Source organism: Paenibacillus riograndensis SBR5 (genome assembly GCF_000981585.1).
Taxonomy (GTDB): domain Bacteria; phylum Bacillota; class Bacilli; order Paenibacillales; family Paenibacillaceae; genus Paenibacillus_AQ; species Paenibacillus_AQ riograndensis.
In genome coordinates this window covers 170086-187128 of the sequence record NZ_LN831776.1, presented here as the reverse complement: position 1 = coordinate 187128, position 17043 = coordinate 170086, and the positions used below count along the sequence as shown (strand labels likewise).

Below are 17043 nucleotides of genomic sequence, written 5' to 3'. Positions count from 1 at the left end.
AAATGCCTCCTTCTACCTTCTACGTCTTACTTGTCGTTCAGTGCTTCTACGCCAGGGAGCGCTTTGCCTTCCATGAACTCGAGTGATGCGCCGCCGCCAGTGGAGATATGATCCATTTGGTCAGCCAGGTGGAATTTCTCTGCTGCTGCTGCGGAATCTCCGCCGCCAATTACAGTGTAGCCTTCTGTAGTCGCGCAAGCCTTGGCTACAGCGAGTGTACCTTCGGCAAAAATATCGATTTCGAATACGCCCATCGGTCCGTTCCAAACCACCAGTTTGGAGTTTTTGATGATGTCGGCATAAATTTCACGAGTTTTAGGACCGATGTCCAGACCTTCCCAGCCAGCCGGGATATCCGTTACATCAACCACTTTGGTGTTGGCATCCGCACCGAACTTGTCAGCTACAACAACGTCAACCGGAAGCACGAAGTTTTTGCCCAGTTTTTTGGCCTTCTCGATAAATCCGAGAGCCGCATCAATCTTATCGTTGTCTACCAGCGAGTTTCCGATTTCGTAGCCTTGAGCTTTGGTGAACGTGTAGGACAGACCGCCGCCGATCAGAACGTTGTCAGCCAGAGTCAGCAGGTTGTCGATAACGTCAATTTTGTCTTTCACTTTAGAGCCGCCGATGATGGCAGTGAAAGGGCGTTCCGGATTGGAAAGAGCTTTGCCCAGAACATTCAGTTCTTTCTCCATCAGCAGGCCCGATACAGCCGGCAGGAAGTGAGCGATGCCTTCTGTGGAAGCATGTGCACGGTGAGCCGCGCCGAATGCATCATTAACGAACAGGTCAGCCAGTTCTGCGAACTGCTTAGCCAGTTCAGGATCGTTCTTTTCTTCGCCCGGATAGAAACGGACATTCTCAAGCACAAGCACATCGCCGTCTTTCAGTTCAGCGATTTTTGCTTTTACGGCTTCGCCGATTGCTTCATCAGCCTTAGCCACCGGTTTGCCGAGCAGCTCGGACAGACGCACAGCAGCAACAGTAAGGCGCATGGAATCTACGAATTGGCCTTTAGGACGGCCCATGTGACTGGCCAGAATGACCTTTGCACCGTTCTCAATCAGGTATTTAATCGTTGGAAGGGTTTCGCGGATACGGGTATCATCAGTGATCTTTCCGTCTTCCACTGGCACGTTGAAATCGACACGCACGAATACGCGTTTGCCTTTTACTTCTACATCACGGACACTTTTTTTGTTCATGATTACTTTTCCTCCACACCCAAAATTGGTCATTCACGAATCCATTTAGAAAGAGCGGAAACAAGGAACTTCTGTTTCCGCTCTATAGATGCCGCTTATGGGAAATCGGTATTACTTAGCCAGCTTAGCGAAGTGTTCCAAAGTGCGAACGAGCTGTGCAGTGTAGGACATTTCATTGTCGTACCAAGCAACAGTTTTTACCAGTTGTTTGTCGCCAACAGTCATAACCTTAGTCTGTGTAGCATCGAACAGGGAACCGAAAGTCATACCCTTGATGTCGGAAGATACGATTTCATCTTCAGTGTAGCCATAAGTGTCTGGGTCGGAAGCTGCTTTCATCGCTGCGTTCAGTTCTTCAACAGTTACGTTCTTTTCAAGAACAGTAACCAGCTCAGTCAGGGAACCAGTAGCTACAGGCACACGTTGTGCTGCGCCGTCCAGTTTGCCTTTCAGTGCAGGAATTACCAGACCGATAGCTTTGGCAGCACCGGTAGTGTTAGGAACGATGTTCTCAGCAGCAGCGCGGGCGCGTCTGAAGTCGCCTTTAGCGTGTGGAGCATCCAGTGTGTTCTGGTCGCCGGTGTAAGCGTGGATGGTAGTCATCAAGCCTTCAACGATTCCGAACTTGTCGTTCAGGACTTTTGCCATTGGAGCCAGGCAGTTAGTTGTGCAAGATGCGCCGGAGATTACAGTTTCAGTACCATCCAGTACGTCATGGTTAACGTTGTATACAACGGTCTTCATGTCGCCGGTAGCTGGAGCGGAGATTACTACTTTTTTAGCTCCGCCTTTCAGGTGCTTCTCAGCTGCTTCTTTAGTTGTGAAGAAACCTGTGCATTCCAGAACGATGTCAACGCCGAGGTCACCCCAAGGCAGTTCTTCCGGATTGCGGTTCGCCAGAACCTTAACTTCTTTGCCGTTCACTTTGAAGAAGCCGTCATGCACTTCAACTTCTCCCTGGAATTTACCTTGAGTTGTATCATATTTAAGCAAATGAGCAAGCATCTTAGCATCAGTCAAGTCGTTGATGGCTACCACTTCGATACCTTCTACATTTTGAATACGGCGGAATGCAAGGCGTCCAATACGTCCAAAACCGTTAATACCAACTTTTACACTCATTGAATAGTTCCTCCTAGATTTCGTTTTATTTATTCAAGACAAGCCGTTAAGCTTGTCAAGACAACAATGTTAAGTATAATGCATAATACCTTGACTTGCTCCCCATATATTGGAAACTATAGGACCGTATGGTTCTGATTGTCAATTTCCTTGCCGATTTCGACAGCAGCCGCCTCATCGGTAACGAGGATATCCTCCTGCCCAAAGCGCAGCATCGCATGAATTGCTTTTGCCTTGCGTTTGCCGCCAGCAATACCGATAACCACTTCGGTGCGGATAATATCTTCCAGGCGGAGCCCCATAGTCAGCATGGTATGGACAACCTGACCCTCTTCGTTAAAATAATAGCCGAACGATTCGGCAACCGCTCCTTCTTCCTGGATTTCCGCGATAGTTGCCTCATCCAGCTTACGGCGTCGGGTCATTTCCATGGCATCTCCAATACCATGCACAATAATACGCGATCTGCGGATGATTTGCACGATCTCCCCTATGTTGAAGTCGAGCGCCAATGACTGGTACGCATCTTCACTTAGTAAATCAGGTACATGGAGGAGGCGGTAATTGGCTCCAATCCTCTTGGCCATTGTTGAAGCAATCGTATTGGCCTGAATTTCCATGCTCTCACCCAGCCCTCCACGTGCCGGGACAACCCAGGCATTCTTATAGGAAAGGGGGATTGGTAGTGTGAGCTGGTCTGCCATTTCAGCGAGTGTTGAACCCCCGGTAACGGCAACAGTATCTTCGGAACGCAGTACGCCGAGCAATGCCTTGGCGCCCGCGCGTCCCAGTTCACGCTTGGTGAACGGCGACGTTTCGCAATCACCGGGTACAACAATAACTTTGTTCAGACCATACGTTGTACGAATTTTCTCCTCCAGATCATCCAGGCCAAACAGGCTCTTGGCGATTGGCTCCAGCAGGTCAAGCAGTCTGCGTCCGGCATCGCTTACGCGCATGCCTACGCTCTCGATCTCAATGAGCCCTTGCGATTTCAGAAGATCCGTCTCGGCGCGCAGTACCCGCTCGGTCATATCAAGCGAAGCGGCCAGCGTTCTGCGCCCAATAATATCGGACAGCATGATCTGATGCAGAATCGTGTAACGTCTCTTAAGGGTTTCCATGAGATCAGGCAGAAGCTGCTTTTGGATTTCTAATAAATTACGCATGCTTTCACTCCTGCAACTTCGTCTTCCTCTTATTCCCTTGTCCATGGTCTTAAAACGTCCCGGGTTAACTTTTTAAGTCCCACCCATATTCTACCCAAATATTACGCGGAGTGCAAGTCTTCCGAGAGTATAATTCTCAACCTCTTTTCATCTTATACATCTGCCTCATGAAGGAATGTCCTGAAAGCCCTGCGATTTGCATACATAATTCCGCTCCAAAACTACCTCCCAGCACCGATAGATATCAAAGGAGGGCCTGAAAAAGATATTTTTGCAGCAGCAGAATTAATCCGTTGCAATTGAGCCATAAATAGATTATAATAATTTTTGTTGCGCCCGTGGTCCAATGGATATGACGTAGGCCTCCGAAGCCTGAGATCCAAGTTCGATTCTTGGCGGGCGCGCCATTAATTCCTTTTTTGTACATAATTTAGCAATGCCCACGTATAGTATTTAACCAAAGAGCCGCTGGTTGGCTCTTTTTTTATTAACTGAGTTTGACTTTCTTTGACTTTTTGTTTGAATTTGTTTATCATGTGGTTATTACGGTAACAGTAACAATGAACACATTCGAAGAACCAATTCAAGGAGGTTTTCCACGTGAGTTATATTCCTATGGTAGTAGAACAGAGCAACCGCGGCGAGCGCGCTTATGACATCTATTCCCGCCTGCTGAAGGACCGCATCATTTTCCTCGGAACGGAGGTTAATGACGTGGTAGCCAATTCCATCATTGCACAAATGCTCTTCCTGGCTGCCGAGGATCCGGATAAGGACATTCACCTGTATGTGAACAGCCCTGGCGGTTCTATTACAGCCGGAATGGCTATATTTGATACAATGCAGTACATCAAACCGGATGTTTCCACGATTTGTGTGGGCATGGCCGCTTCCATGGGAGCCTTCCTGCTGAATGCCGGTGCCAAGGGCAAACGCTTCGCGCTGCCAAACAGTGAAATTATGATTCACCAGCCGCTGGGCGGTGCTCAAGGACAGGCTACGGACATCGAAATCCGTGCCCGCCGTATCCTTAAGCTTCGCGACAAGCTGAACCATATCCTGGCAGAGCGTACCGGCCAGCCGCTGGAACGCATCGAGAAGGATACAGACCGCGACTACTTTATGAGTGCTGTGGATGCAGCGGAATATGGTATTGTCGATAAGGTTATCGAAAAGACGCTTCCTTCAGGCGTCTAAAATCCAAGCAAACATAAGAAGAGGCTGCCCGGACCAATGGTCCGGTGCAGCCTCTTCTTATGTTTGGCTTAACTGTATGTCATCCCAGCCGCCAGTAACCCAGAGAATCCAGCTTACCGGCGATTACACGGTAACCTCGCCCATTGGGATGCACATGATCCAGGGACAGCAGGCTGCGCTCATTGCCGGCAAACTCATGGTAGATGGAGGCAAACCCGCATACACCGCTGCTGTAGCCCGCAGCAAAGGCGTTAAACTGACGCACCCAGTCTGTCGCTTCCGTTAGCTGAGGATAGGGATTATAAAGCCCTACTATACGGATGATATAGGGCTGCCGGCTGCCGTACTTCAATTGCCGGAGCGAACCCATAATCCCACCGAAATTTCTTTTGCATTCGCGGAGCGCCCTTGCCAGCGCAGGAGACAGATCACCCGGACGAAATGACACAGCTTTGGCTGCCTTGATCAGATCGTTCCCGCCAATCGACAAAGTAATGATCTCTGCATTCCGGATGGACTGGCGGAATATGGGGTCACTGCCCAGACGCTGCTCCAGCGCAGCCGTAGTTAATCCATTGATGCCAAGATTCACAGCGCCTACGGGCTCACGCAACCGTCCCTCAGCCATTCTGCGGTACACCGGCACAAATCCGTTGCCAGGCAGCGCCCCGAATCCGGTCGTTAAAGAATCGCCAATGGCCGTGTACTGATAGCTCATCTCTTCTTTCCTCCCCGCAATAAGCTGGTTTCTCTTTTAGCTTATGAACAGGAGAGGCATTAGGAAACCGGAAGGTGTCCATACACGGCATCTGCGGAGCGGCCAATGTACTCTTTTATCGCAAATTGTTCGATTTCAGTCCAGCGAACGGGCTGCTGCCGTCCGGCAGCAATTCCTTAAAGGTGAACTCAAACTGAGGGAATCCGGCCGCATATGCAGTGTATTCATAGAGCTGGAAGAAGACGACCATTTTCCCGTCTTTCACATAAAAGTTCTTCTCCGTGTTAAGGCCGTTGAAACCGCCCAGGTAGCCGCCGTCCGCCTTAATCAGCCTGGACAGCTTGGCATTTAGCTCTTTTTTATAGTTAGGGTTGGCCTTCAGCACATCCCCGATCAGCAGACGTTTGCCGTCCTTCAGAGAGAAGGTAAACGCATTGCGGTAGGTCATACCATGAGCCCCTCCGTTGTACTCGTACTGCTGCGTAATAATACTTAGGATGCCGTCCTGATTGTAAGTGATCACGTATCCGCCGTCATATTCATAGGGCCGGTCATCTGAAGGTTTGTTCGCAATTTCTTTTTCCGCTTCGGCTGCAAACTTGGTAAAGGTCTGCTTGATCGTGTCATTGATTGTTTTCTGCGCCGCGGCATTCGCCAGTCCAGACACTTGCGGGTAGTCCAGCTTGACCGGTGCGTCTTTATGGTCCTTGGCGATGCTCTCCGTCTTGATGGTGATCGCATTTTGCGGTTTGCTGACCACATTCAGCCGGCCCGAAGCCGCATTCCAATCCCCTTTGTATCCCAGAAAATCGCTGATCAGATTAAATGGAACGAACAAACGGTTATTGATGTTTTTGCCCTCATATTCATTCAGATAAAAGTTGTTGACCGAGATGGAGCTCCCGTATTCGTTAACTGTCAGCTTAACCTTAGCTGTTCCTTTGCCGATCGTATAGGCTTTTTCCGCTTTATCATAGGTTAAAGGCATGCCCAGGGAATCCCGCAGAAACGTGAGCGGAACCCAGACTTTACCCTCACGGACCATACCGGTCTGCGGGGTAATCGTCCCGTTCACCTTCAGCACAACCAGGGATTGATTGGCCTTGGATTGTACCGTCGCTGCTGCAGCCTGACCGGCCTCTGCGGGCAACAGCCCTCCACCGAGCAAAACTCCTGCTGCCACAATGCCTGCGCCCCATTTACGGGCCTGCTTCTTCATATTCTTCATAATAGTATCCCCTTCCGCTGGTATGTTGACAGCCTTGATGTGATTTCCATAATATCAAAGCGGCAGCTTGCTTGCTGTCCCCATTCACTCTTCCCATTATAAAGACATTAGAGATGGCGGTTGTTACAAAGCCCCTTACAATTTTTTAAGCTTCGCCGGTGATTCCAGGTCTGCTTATTACATTTCTTTAAACAAAATGAGAGATTTCGCAACCATTCGCAGCCAAAAAATAAAAGAGGCACTGCTCCGCTGTACCCAGCAGAAGAAGCGCCTCTTGACGAGTTTTGTTTATTTCAGCTCATACATTACGCTAAGCTGGGTTGAGACTCTGACTTCCCCGGGTTCAACGTAGGTGCCGCCGGCTGCATCTGCCACGGATTTGGCCATCGCTGCATTCTCCATATAAACGACCGGGTTATTGCCGTCATCGTTCTGCGTAACCGTAATCACTTGGCCCAGGCTCCGCTTGGCTGCTTTGGCAATGACTCCGGCTTTGGCATCCGCATTCGCCATGGCTTTCTCAATCACCTGCGCCTCTAAAGCGGAAGGATTCTCGATTGCAAATTGGGTATTTCCGATGTTGTTCGCTCCTGCCGCAGAAGCCGCATCGAGCAGCTGTCCAACCTTGTTCAGATCACGATAGGTGACCTTCAGCGAATGCTGGGCAATATACCCTTTGATCTGCTGACCCTCTTTTTCACTATAGGTGTAGTTCGGCTGCACGATGAATTGTGTGCTCTGGATATCCTTGTCTGCAATGCCCCAAGTCGTCTTCAGCAATGTTGAAATCTTACTGATCTTGCCTCCAATGATCTTCTGTGCTTCTTCCGCTGATGCTGCCGTAGCGTTAACCCCAATCGACAGATAGACGACATCCGGCTTGAGCGAGAGTTCACCCTTGCCGATGACACTCACAACATTTCTCTGGACATCCTCGGCGGCGTAAGCCTTTTCAGGACCTTGAATCACTCCACCCAAAGCCATACCTCCTATCATCAAACTTCCTGCCAGCATTACTGCTCCGAGCTTTTTACTCCATGCCTTCATGTTTGCCATCCCCTTTCGTTAATTGAAATTGTTGTTATGTACCCTCTAGACGGAGCGGCTTGGCAAAAGTTGCATAGCATCAATGGTTGCGTAAAAAAATTAATTAAAAAAAGCCCCAAAGGGCTTTTTGTCATACCATTTAAAAGTACGGTCCTGCAACAATTACTGGTTCTCAAGCTCTTCTTTGCTGACAAGACTTGTCAAAGCGGTTACAGCTTGATCCGCATCGGCGCCATCCGCGCTGATAAAAATCTCCGTGCCGGAACTGATCGCCAGGCTCATAATACCCATGATGCTTTTAGCGTTCACTTTTTTATCGTCTTTTTCGACGAATATCTCCGACGAGAATTTGTTAGCTTCCTGCACGAACAATGCTGCCGGCCGAGCGTGAAGACCCGTCTTCAACCGTACAACTACCGGGTGCTTTGTCATGAAACGCTTACCCCCTATTTGAGATCTGCCCAAAAATTTCACATTAATTTTATAATATTATATCATTATAACCTCAACCACACTAGAAAAAAAATATTCAGCCGCCCCGGACCTTATCCGCCAGCTCGTCAATTTTGCGGAGACGGTGGTTTACTCCCGATTTACTCACGGTACCCTTCAGCATTTCGCCGACTTCCTTAAGGTTAATATCCGGGTGTGCCAGTCTGATCTCAGCTACCTCGCGCAGCTTATCCGGCAGGCTTTCCAGTCCCACTTCACGCTGCAGCAGCTTGATGTTCTCGATCTGCCGCACCGCCGCGCTGATGGTCTTGTTGAGGTTGGCCGTTTCGCAGTTGACGATCCGGTTAACGGAATTGCGCATATCGCGCATAATCCGCACATCCTCGAACTTGAACAACGCTTGATGGGCGCCGATCAGACTCAGGAACTCGATAATCTTCTCGCCTTCCTTGATGTACAGAATGAAGCCCTTTTTACGCTCGATGCAGCGGGCATTCAGATGAAACTCACCCGCCAGCTCCACCAGAGCCTTGCAGTGCTCCTCATACATCGAAGCAATCTCCAGATGGTAGGAAGACCCTTCCGGATTGTTGACCGAACCTCCAGCCATAAATGCCCCGCGCAGATAAGCGCGCTTGCAGCAGTTCTTGCCGATAATCTCCGGATCGATCCCATCGGTGAAGATGAAGCCCTCGGAGACGATCCGCAAGTCCTTGAGAATCTCCTGGACACGGCTTGGAATTCGGACGATATAGACATTATTCTTCTTCAAACGCATTTTTTTACGCACGAGCAGCTCGATATGGACCTGGTAATATTTCTTAAGTAAAGAATATACCCGCCTTGCAATCGCGGCGTTCTCCGTCGAAATGTCGAGAACTACCTTTTTGCTTGAAAGCTGCACGGAACCGTTCATCCGGATCAGCGCGGACATCTCCGCTTTCTCGCAGCAAGGCTGGCTCTCCACCATCGTCAGCTCTTTTTTGGTAAGGGCCGCAAAAGACAAGGGGCTCACCTCTTTCATGTTCCTAAATAAACTTATCTGGAAGTCCAGTCCTGCACAAGCTGGTAAATATGATGACTGAGCTTATCTGTATCATGCCTCAGATAGGTCTTGAATAATACCAGCTTGTCAGCAATAACCTTATACCCGTTGCCATCCACGATCTCACGGTCAAGCTGTACCGGACGGGCACCCTTTTCCGCATACTTGACCTGCACCTGCTCGGGAATTTCCCCGTCGTTCACGATCACATAATCGAATAAATGCAATCCAACATGATCATAAACAGCCTGAAGATGGTCGCTGACGGTATAGTTGTCCGTTTCGCCGGGCTGGGTCATCACGTTGCAGACAAAAATTTTGATCGCATCCGAGGCTACAATGGCCTCCGCCAGCTTAGGTACAAGCAGATTGGGCAGGATGCTCGTATACAGGCTGCCCGGACCGCACAGGATGGCGTCGGCATTGCGGATCGCCTCCAGGGCCTCCGGCAGCGGCTCAACATCCTCCGGCTCCAGGAAGACCCGTTTGATGACACCGCCGGCTTCCGGAATTTTGGACTCGCCGGTGATAATGGAGCCGTCAGCCATCTCGGCATGCAGCACTACGGCTTCACCGGCAGCAGGCAGCACCCGGCCGCGCACGGCGAATAACCGGCTAAGCTCCCGGACTGCAGTAACAAAATCGCCGGAAATATCCGTAAGCGCCGCCAGAATCAGATTCCCCAGGCTGTGCCCGGCTAACCCTTCACCACTGCTGAAGCGGTATCTCATGATCTGGGCCATGAGCGGTTCTACATCAGCCATTGCTGTCAGTACATTGCGGATATCGCCGGGGGGCGGCATTTGCAGTTCACTGCGCAGTATGCCGGAACTTCCCCCGTCATCCGCCACAGTCACTATCGCTGTAATATCAAGCGGCTTTTCCTTCAAACCGCGAAGCATAACAGACAACCCCGTACCCCCACCCATGACGACGATACGCGGACGCTGTCCTTGTTCTTCAGCCACTATTGATCCCTTCTCTCTTAATGCCGATCACGCTCGGAATCCCGGTGGCTGACCGCTACCGCTTCCGTCTCGCTAACCCCCAGCATCTTGCCCAGATATTCTGATATCGCCACAGAGCGGTGTTTGCCGCCTGTGCAGCCAATGCCGATAATAATCTGGGACTTGCCTTCTTTCCGGTATTGCGGAATCAGGAAGTGAAGCATATCCAGCAGTTTGGTCAGAAATACCTGTGTTTCCGGCCATTTCATTACATAATCGTATACCTCGCTGTCCTGGCCCGTCTTAGGCCGCAGCTGATCCACATAATGCGGATTAGGCAAAAAGCGAACATCAAACACGAGGTCTGCGTCGATCGGAATCCCGTATTTGAAGCCAAACGAGGTAATGTTGACAGAAAGGGTGCTTTTGCCCAAATGGGAAAAACGTGAGACGATCCTTTCCTTCAGCTGAACCGGCTTCATGCTGCTGGTATCCAAACACAGGGTAGCTGAATTCTTCAGCTCCTCCAGCATTTGGCGTTCCAGACGGATGCCGTCAAGCGGCATGCCTTTGGGTGCCAGCGGATGATGCCGCCGGCTCTCCTTGTAGCGCTGTACCAGTACGGAATCCGTTGCATCCAGGAACAGAATTTCGAAGCCGATCGTAGACTCATCCTTGATATAGGATAGCGATTCCGACAAAGCTGTGAAAAACTCTCTGCCGCGCAAATCGATAACAAGCGCCACCTTGGCAATTTTCCCTTTCGACTGCTCTATCAGCTCGGCGAACTTGGGAATCAGCACCGGCGGCAAATTATCCACACAGAAGAATCCGAGATCCTCCAGGCTCTGCACAGCAATTGTCTTGCCTGCACCTGACATGCCCGTAATAATAATCAGGGTGGCTCCACCGGGCGGTGATTGTTCCAATTCGGTCATCGAAGCGCCCCCTCCCTATCCATAGTATATGAATAATTCCAGCTGCTTAAGAACGCAGCAAAAGACCTGCGGCACCGATAATACCCGCATCATTTCCCAGCTCGGCAGGCACGATTGTCACACCGGTCTGCAGCGGGGCCGGAGCCAGCTTGGCGAACACGCGGCGGACCTCGTCAAAGAGAATGTCTCCGGCTTTGGAGACACCGCCGCCGACGATAAACACTTCGGGATTCAGCACCGCTGCAACAGCAGCCATGGATTTGCCCAGATAGAACGCAGCACGGTTCACAATCCGCAGAGCCACTTCGTCTCCGGCCTTAGCCGCATCAAATACCTCTTTGGCTGCAATCTTCTCTACCATGGACAGCGAGGTGCGGTCGCCGCGGCTTACAGCATCATTAGCCATGCGGATAATACCCGTAGCAGAGGAAACCGTTTCCAGGCAGCCCATATTGCCGCAGCCGCATTGAATAGCTTCCAGGTCAGGCACTACAGAAATATGCCCTAGCTCGCCGGCAAGTCCTGCAAACCCTTGATACACCTTGCCGTTAATAATAATTCCGCCGCCGACACCGGTGCCCAGCGTGTAGCACACGCAGTTCTCCACACCGCGTCCCGCGCCGCTCCAGGCCTCGCCCAGCGCAGCCACATTGGCGTCATTGTCTATTTTGACTGGCTTGTTCAAACGACCTTCCAGAATGGATCGGATCGGCACATCTCTAAAACCTATGTTAGGCGCAAGGATGATAATTCCTTCACGAATATTCGTAAACCCGGCCAGGCCCGCTCCTACACCGGCAAGCTGATCCCAAGAGTACGGGGAGTCCTCCACAATCTGACGCACATACTTTTCGATATTATCGATGACGGCATCGACGCCATCCGCAGTCCCCGTAGGCCCCTCATAGGTATGCAGCAGGTTCCCTTCGGCATTGCAGATTCCAACCTTAATCGTGGTTCCACCTAAGTCAACGCCAACGTAGATACTTTCAGACATGTAACAAGCCACCTTTTTCTATGCTAAAATAGTTAATCCTACGTACCCACTATAATAGAAGGTACCCCTGCGGTCAAGGAAAGGCGGCACACCCGGCCATATAAGGCGGCTGGTATTTTTTATGCAAAAAGAAACGGCTTGGCCGTCCTCCAAAAGAGGCGGCTTCCGTTTCTCCAGACGTTTGAACTATGCGCTATTCCGACAAAATCCGTTTTTGCCCCTCCAGTGCGCGGATCGGCGCGATATTCTGGGTGAATTCAAGCGTGCCCATGTATTTTCCCGCTTCATCACGGACAGCGAAATAACGGATGTAGATAAATTTATCTTTGATGGCAATCCAGAAATCCTCAGCATCCTTGCGGCCTGCCTTGAAATCGGCCAATAGCTTTTCTACCACGTGCACGCTTTGCGGCGGATGGCAGTTCTGCACCGTGCGTCCAATGACCGCCTTGGTGCGGGCAAAAATACGCTCTTTACCATGCGAGAAGTAGCGGACTACGTCATTTTCGTCAATAAACGTCAGGTCGACCGGCAAATGGTTCAGCACTGTTTCCAGCTGATGCAGCGACAACAGACCCGTTTCGAAGCGGATAAAGCCCTGAGGAGCCACTCCTCCCTCCTGCGCTGGCGCTGCAGCGCCTTCCGGTTCCGGGGCACGCTCAGGAATCCATTCCTGCTCGGGCGCAGCCAGGCAGAAGCCAATTTCATCGCTTTCGCGGGCGATTTTGACCCATTCATCCTCAGTCAGTTTGTCGAGCGCCATCGGCAGCAGGATGTTTTCTTCCTTAAAAATCATTTCATTTACTTCCTGAATAATGTTCGCCAGCAGAGCACCAAGCTCCTCGGCTTCCCCGTTGTAAGAACTGAGCGCGGCTTTGGCCTGCTTAATCATGCTGCGGATACCGTCATCCACTCCCCACATCACCTTGGTGGGACCATAGATGCCGTATTTCTCAAGATAGGGAAACAGCAGATTCTCTTTGCGGCTGTAGTGCTTGTCGAGATCGAGCAGCAGGCTCAGATCCTCCAGCAGCTTGAACCTCATCTCTTCCGTGCCGCTTCTTAGGAATTTATCGGTATGAAGCTGGAGGCGGAAGTTCACAAGACGTTCAATCTCGCGGTTCTCCAGCTTGAAGGTGTGTACGGGATGCCCCGGCTGTTCCTCCGGTTTATTGGACCGGTGAATCTCCTGGATCGACCCTTTGAAAATGGCCGTGTGCACAGAGCACAGGCGCTGCACCTCCTCTACAGGAATCCCCTCTTCCGTCATCAGTGAATGCTCCATAGCCGAAATTTCCGCTACCGTAACATCGCCTACCGCTTCTGCAAAACGCGCCTTGACTTCCTCCACACTTTTTCCGGCATGCAGCTCCTTGATAATTTCCCTAAGCATGGCTTGGCGGCGTGTCTGCTCGGGAACATCCACTTCCCGGTTGTTAATCAGTTCGCTCATTGTACTCTCTCCTTTATTCACATAATCTCGAAGCCATGGCGTTCAAAAGCTTGCCGGACGATTTCGCGATTCATTTTCTTCATTGTGATTCCTTTGGACAGGGTCATGAACCGGCCTGCCGTCTGCAGCATGCCTGGCTTGGTGATATCGCGGAACCCCAGCTCCACCATAATATCTACGACCTCCGGATAACGGCTGACCAGCTCAAATATGGACTCATCCATGTTAAGGCCTTTGCTCATTGCGCTCTCCTCCTGCAGCTTAACCTCGGGCTAATTGATAACCTTTCTCAACACCAGCTTAGCATAGGGCACAGAGGCGGATTGTGATTGCAATCACAAATTCATAAACTTAATAACACTGACCAAATGATTGAATTGCCACGTGGATACGGAATGACATGTATATAGAAAAAAGCTGTCCCCTCCGCATGTTATAGCGTCGGAAACAGCCTCTTGGAAAGGTTGCTGCAGGTTATAGCATTCTGCTCAGCCTGGACGAATTGCGGATATCGTGCGAGATCCGCATGCTGCAAAATTTGGGGCCGCACATCGAGCAGAAATGCGCTGTTTTGGCGCCTTCCGCCGGAAGCGTCTCATCATGGTACTCCAGCGCGCGTTCCGGGTCCAGCGACAAGTGGAACTGGTCTCGCCACCGGAACTCGAACCGCGCCTTGGAGAGTGCGTTGTCCCGATCCTGCGCGCCCGGATGCCCCTTGGCCAAGTCAGCGGCATGTGCAGCGATTTTGTAAGTAATGACACCTTCGCGCACATCGTTCTTGTTCGGCAGGCCCAGATGCTCCTTCGGGGTAACGTAGCAGAGCATCGCTGTCCCGAACCAGCCGATCATTGCCGCACCGATTGCCGATGTAATATGGTCATAGCCGGGGGCAATATCCGTGGTCAGCGGACCGAGTGTGTAAAAAGGCGCTTCCCGGCAAAGCTCCAGCTGCTTATCCATATTCTCCTTGATCCTGTGCATCGGCACATGGCCTGGACCTTCCACCATCACCTGAACGTCATGCTTCCAGGCCAGCGCCGTCAGCTCCCCCAGCGTCTCCAGTTCAGCAAACTGGGCCTCATCATTGGCATCGGCGATGGAGCCCGGGCGGAGTCCGTCTCCCAGGGAAAAGGCGACATCATAAGTTTTCATAATCTCGCAAATCTCCTCAAAATGCGTATATAAAAAGTTCTCCTGATCATGGGCAAGGCACCAGGCCGCCATAATGGAACCCCCCCGTGAGACAATTCCCGTCATTCTGCCGGCCGTAAGGGGAATATAGCGCTTCAGCACCCCGGCATGAATGGTGAAGTAATCCACACCTTGCTCCGCCTGTTCAATGAGCGTGTCGCGGTACAGCTCCCAGGTCAAATCCTCAGCGATTCCTTTTACCTTCTCCAGCGCCTGGTAGATGGGCACTGTACCGATTGGAACCGGCGAGTTGCGGATAATCCATTCGCGGGTGGCATGGATTTTTGCACCGGTGGAGAGGTCCATAATCGTGTCGGCCCCCCAGCGTGTTGCCCACCTCATCTTCTCCACTTCTTCATCGATAGATGAAGATACGGCAGAATTTCCAATGTTCGCATTGATCTTGACCAGGAAATTACGCCCGATGATCATCGGCTCACTCTCGGGATGGTTGAGATTGGACGGGATAATCGCCCGGCCTGCCGCGACCTCGTCCCTTACGAATTCAGGCCGGGTGTTCTCACGGATGGCGATATACTCCATCTCCGGTGTAATGATCCCCTGCCGCGCATAGTGCAGCTGGGTGACATTGCGGCCCTCACGCGCTCTTAACGGACGCCGCTTCAAGCCGGAATAGCCTTCTTCCGGCAACCCGTCCACAGTTCTTCCGTTATCCCCGGGCTGCACGGCTCTCCCGGCGTATTCTTCTGAATCTCCGCGTTCCGCAATCCAGCATAACCGGTGCGGCGGAAGCCCCTTGCGGATATCGGTCTCTTGTCCGTCGTCCGTATAAATCCCGCTGGTATCATAGACACGCAGCGGCGCATTGTCCGAATCTCCCGCCACGCCCTCAGTCCGGCTGAGACAGATTTCACGCATCGGCACTTGAATATCCGGGCGTGAGCCCTCTACATACACCTTGCGGCTCGCGGGGAATCCTGAAAGGTTAACCTCTTCCTTCTTTACTGAATCTGACATTCTTATCTCCTCCTCTATGCCCTATGAGCAATGTGCAGATAAGATAATCACGCAGCAAGCCGAAACGGCTGCACCGTCCTTGCATAAGGAAGTTACCGTTTCAGCGAGAATTAAAAGGATAATTTATAGCGCAGAGCCTATAAATTCTTATAATTCAAAAAGCCGCTCCACCTGGAGCGGCTTTATTCAGGAACAGCCAAAGAAGGCTGCGCTAAAAAAGGTCCGACTCCACTTTCCTACGCTGGTATGATCCAGATCAGGTTCAAGGGTCCGGGAATCAGTTATCCCGTCTCAGCCTATTCAGGCTCCCCTAGTGGGTATCTTATCTAATTAAATACAATTTACATGGATTGGTATTTTGTGTCAATGAAATTTTTTGCTGACTGAGCGCCTCCGTTACTTATCCAGCGTTTCGCTCCAGTCATGCACCATCGAGCCTTCCAGATATTTCTCGGCATCCATGGCGGCCATGCAGCCGGTCCCGGCAGCCGAGATCGCCTGGCGGTAACGGGTGTCCTGCACATCGCCGCAAGCAAACACGCCCGGAATGTTGGTTTCTGTTGTACCCGGATTCACCACGATATAGCCGTTAGCATCGGTAGTGATCTGCCCGCCCAGGAAGGCCGTGTTCGGTGTATGGCCGATAGCGACAAATACGCCATCCGCTTCCACAAGCTCTTCAGCCCCCGTCTCATTGTTGCGGACCTTCAGTCCCTTCACCCCGGTATCCCCGATGGCGACTTCAAGCGGCGTGCGGTTCAGTGCCCAGGCCACCTTGCTGTTCTCCCGCACGCGGTCTTGCATGATCTTCGAAGCGCGCAGCTCCGAACGGCGGTGGACCAGGGTCACGCTGGAAGCGAACCGCGTCAGGAAGCTTGCTTCCTCCATGGCGGAGTCGCCGCCGCCAACCACTACAATCTTTTTGCCGCGGAAGAAGAACCCGTCGCAAGTAGCGCAGGTGCTGACCCCGCGTCCGACATTGTCCTGCTCTCCGGGGATGCCCAGGTACCTCGCCGAAGCCCCGGTCGAAATAATTACGGTCTCTGCTTCCAGCACACCCAAGCCATCCACGGTTATCTTGAACGGGCGCTGTGAGAAGTCCACAGCCTCCACCCAGCCATTCTTAAATTGAGCCCCAAAGCGCTCTGCCTGCTTGCGCATGTTATCCATCAGATCCGGACCCAGGATGCCGTCAGGAAAACCAGGGAAGTTCTCTACCTCTGTCGTTGTAGTCAATTGTCCTCCCGGCTGCAGGCCTTCAATAACAAGGGGGCTGAGATTGGCACGTGCCAGGTAAATCGCGGCAGTCAGTCCTGCCGGGCCTGTTCCGATTACAATGGTTTTGTACATGA

16 protein-coding genes, 1 tRNA gene and 1 riboswitch are annotated in these 17043 nt (G+C 51.5%); of the genes, 2 read left to right on the top strand and 15 right to left on the bottom strand.

Annotated elements, in window-relative coordinates:
- Positions 1-26: 26 nt before the first annotated feature.
- The 3 genes from PRIO_RS00905 to PRIO_RS00895 form a co-directional block, all read right to left on the bottom strand.
- Positions 27-1208, bottom strand: coding sequence for a phosphoglycerate kinase (locus tag PRIO_RS00905; protein WP_020425586.1), 1182 nt, complete (start codon positions 1206-1208; stop codon positions 27-29).
- A 111-nt stretch (positions 1209-1319) separates the two neighbouring features.
- Entirely contained in the window at positions 1320-2330 is a 1011-nt protein-coding gene (gene gap, locus PRIO_RS00900; protein ID WP_020425587.1) for a type I glyceraldehyde-3-phosphate dehydrogenase, read from the bottom strand.
- Between the two features lie 116 nt (positions 2331-2446).
- The gene (locus PRIO_RS00895) at positions 2447-3499 is read right to left on the bottom strand and encodes a sugar-binding transcriptional regulator (protein ID WP_020425588.1); all 1053 of its coding nucleotides are present in this window, start codon (positions 3497-3499) and stop codon (positions 2447-2449) included.
- A 332-nt stretch (positions 3500-3831) separates the two neighbouring features.
- Here PRIO_RS00895 and PRIO_RS00890 point away from each other — a divergent pair.
- Positions 3832-3906 (top strand) — tRNA-Arg (locus PRIO_RS00890).
- Between the two features lie 193 nt (positions 3907-4099).
- Positions 4100-4696, top strand: coding sequence for an ATP-dependent Clp endopeptidase proteolytic subunit ClpP (gene clpP, locus PRIO_RS00885; RefSeq protein ID WP_020425589.1), 597 nt, complete (start codon positions 4100-4102; stop codon positions 4694-4696).
- A 79-nt stretch (positions 4697-4775) separates the two neighbouring features.
- Here clpP and PRIO_RS00880 read toward each other — a convergent pair whose 3' ends face one another.
- From PRIO_RS00880 to trxB, 12 genes are all read right to left on the bottom strand, one after another.
- A complete protein-coding gene (locus PRIO_RS00880) occupies positions 4776-5414 on the bottom strand; it encodes a GDSL-type esterase/lipase family protein (protein ID WP_020425590.1) in 639 nt (212 codons plus the stop codon).
- 115 nt (positions 5415-5529) lie between these two features.
- Positions 5530-6642 (bottom strand): PdaC/SigV domain-containing protein, encoded by a 1113-nt coding sequence (locus PRIO_RS00875; protein ID WP_020425591.1) that lies wholly within the window; start codon positions 6640-6642, stop codon positions 5530-5532.
- Positions 6643-6930: 288 nt separating this feature from the next.
- Positions 6931-7689, bottom strand: a complete 759-nt coding sequence (locus PRIO_RS00870; protein ID WP_020425592.1) for an SIMPL domain-containing protein — start codon at positions 7687-7689, stop codon at positions 6931-6933.
- Positions 7690-7851: 162 nt separating this feature from the next.
- A complete protein-coding gene (locus PRIO_RS00865; protein ID WP_020425593.1) occupies positions 7852-8121 on the bottom strand; it encodes an HPr family phosphocarrier protein in 270 nt (89 codons plus the stop codon).
- A gap of 97 nt (positions 8122-8218) precedes the next feature.
- Positions 8219-9148, bottom strand: a complete 930-nt coding sequence (gene whiA / locus PRIO_RS00860; RefSeq protein ID WP_020425594.1) for a DNA-binding protein WhiA — start codon at positions 9146-9148, stop codon at positions 8219-8221.
- Between the two features lie 32 nt (positions 9149-9180).
- Positions 9181-10116 (bottom strand): gluconeogenesis factor YvcK family protein, encoded by a 936-nt coding sequence (locus tag PRIO_RS00855; RefSeq protein WP_167330785.1) that lies wholly within the window; start codon positions 10114-10116, stop codon positions 9181-9183.
- A gap of 56 nt (positions 10117-10172) precedes the next feature.
- On the bottom strand, positions 10173-11072 hold the full coding sequence (gene rapZ / locus PRIO_RS00850) for an RNase adapter RapZ (RefSeq protein WP_020425596.1): 900 nt from the start codon (positions 11070-11072) through the stop codon (positions 10173-10175).
- Between the two features lie 46 nt (positions 11073-11118).
- On the bottom strand, positions 11119-12069 hold the full coding sequence (locus tag PRIO_RS00845; protein WP_020425597.1) for an ROK family glucokinase: 951 nt from the start codon (positions 12067-12069) through the stop codon (positions 11119-11121).
- A gap of 193 nt (positions 12070-12262) precedes the next feature.
- Positions 12263-13522, bottom strand: a complete 1260-nt coding sequence (locus tag PRIO_RS00840; RefSeq protein ID WP_020425598.1) for a DUF438 domain-containing protein — start codon at positions 13520-13522, stop codon at positions 12263-12265.
- 17 nt (positions 13523-13539) lie between these two features.
- Positions 13540-13764, bottom strand: a complete 225-nt coding sequence (locus PRIO_RS00835; protein WP_020425599.1) for a DUF1858 domain-containing protein — start codon at positions 13762-13764, stop codon at positions 13540-13542.
- A 232-nt stretch (positions 13765-13996) separates the two neighbouring features.
- Positions 13997-15691, bottom strand: coding sequence for a phosphomethylpyrimidine synthase ThiC (gene thiC / locus PRIO_RS00830; RefSeq protein ID WP_020425600.1), 1695 nt, complete (start codon positions 15689-15691; stop codon positions 13997-13999).
- A gap of 216 nt (positions 15692-15907) precedes the next feature.
- A riboswitch (TPP riboswitch) is annotated at positions 15908-16013 on the bottom strand.
- Between the two features lie 74 nt (positions 16014-16087).
- Complete coding sequence (gene trxB, locus PRIO_RS00825; protein ID WP_020425601.1) at positions 16088-17041, bottom strand: thioredoxin-disulfide reductase; 954 nt, start codon at positions 17039-17041, stop codon at positions 16088-16090.
- Positions 17042-17043: the final 2 nt, after the last annotated feature.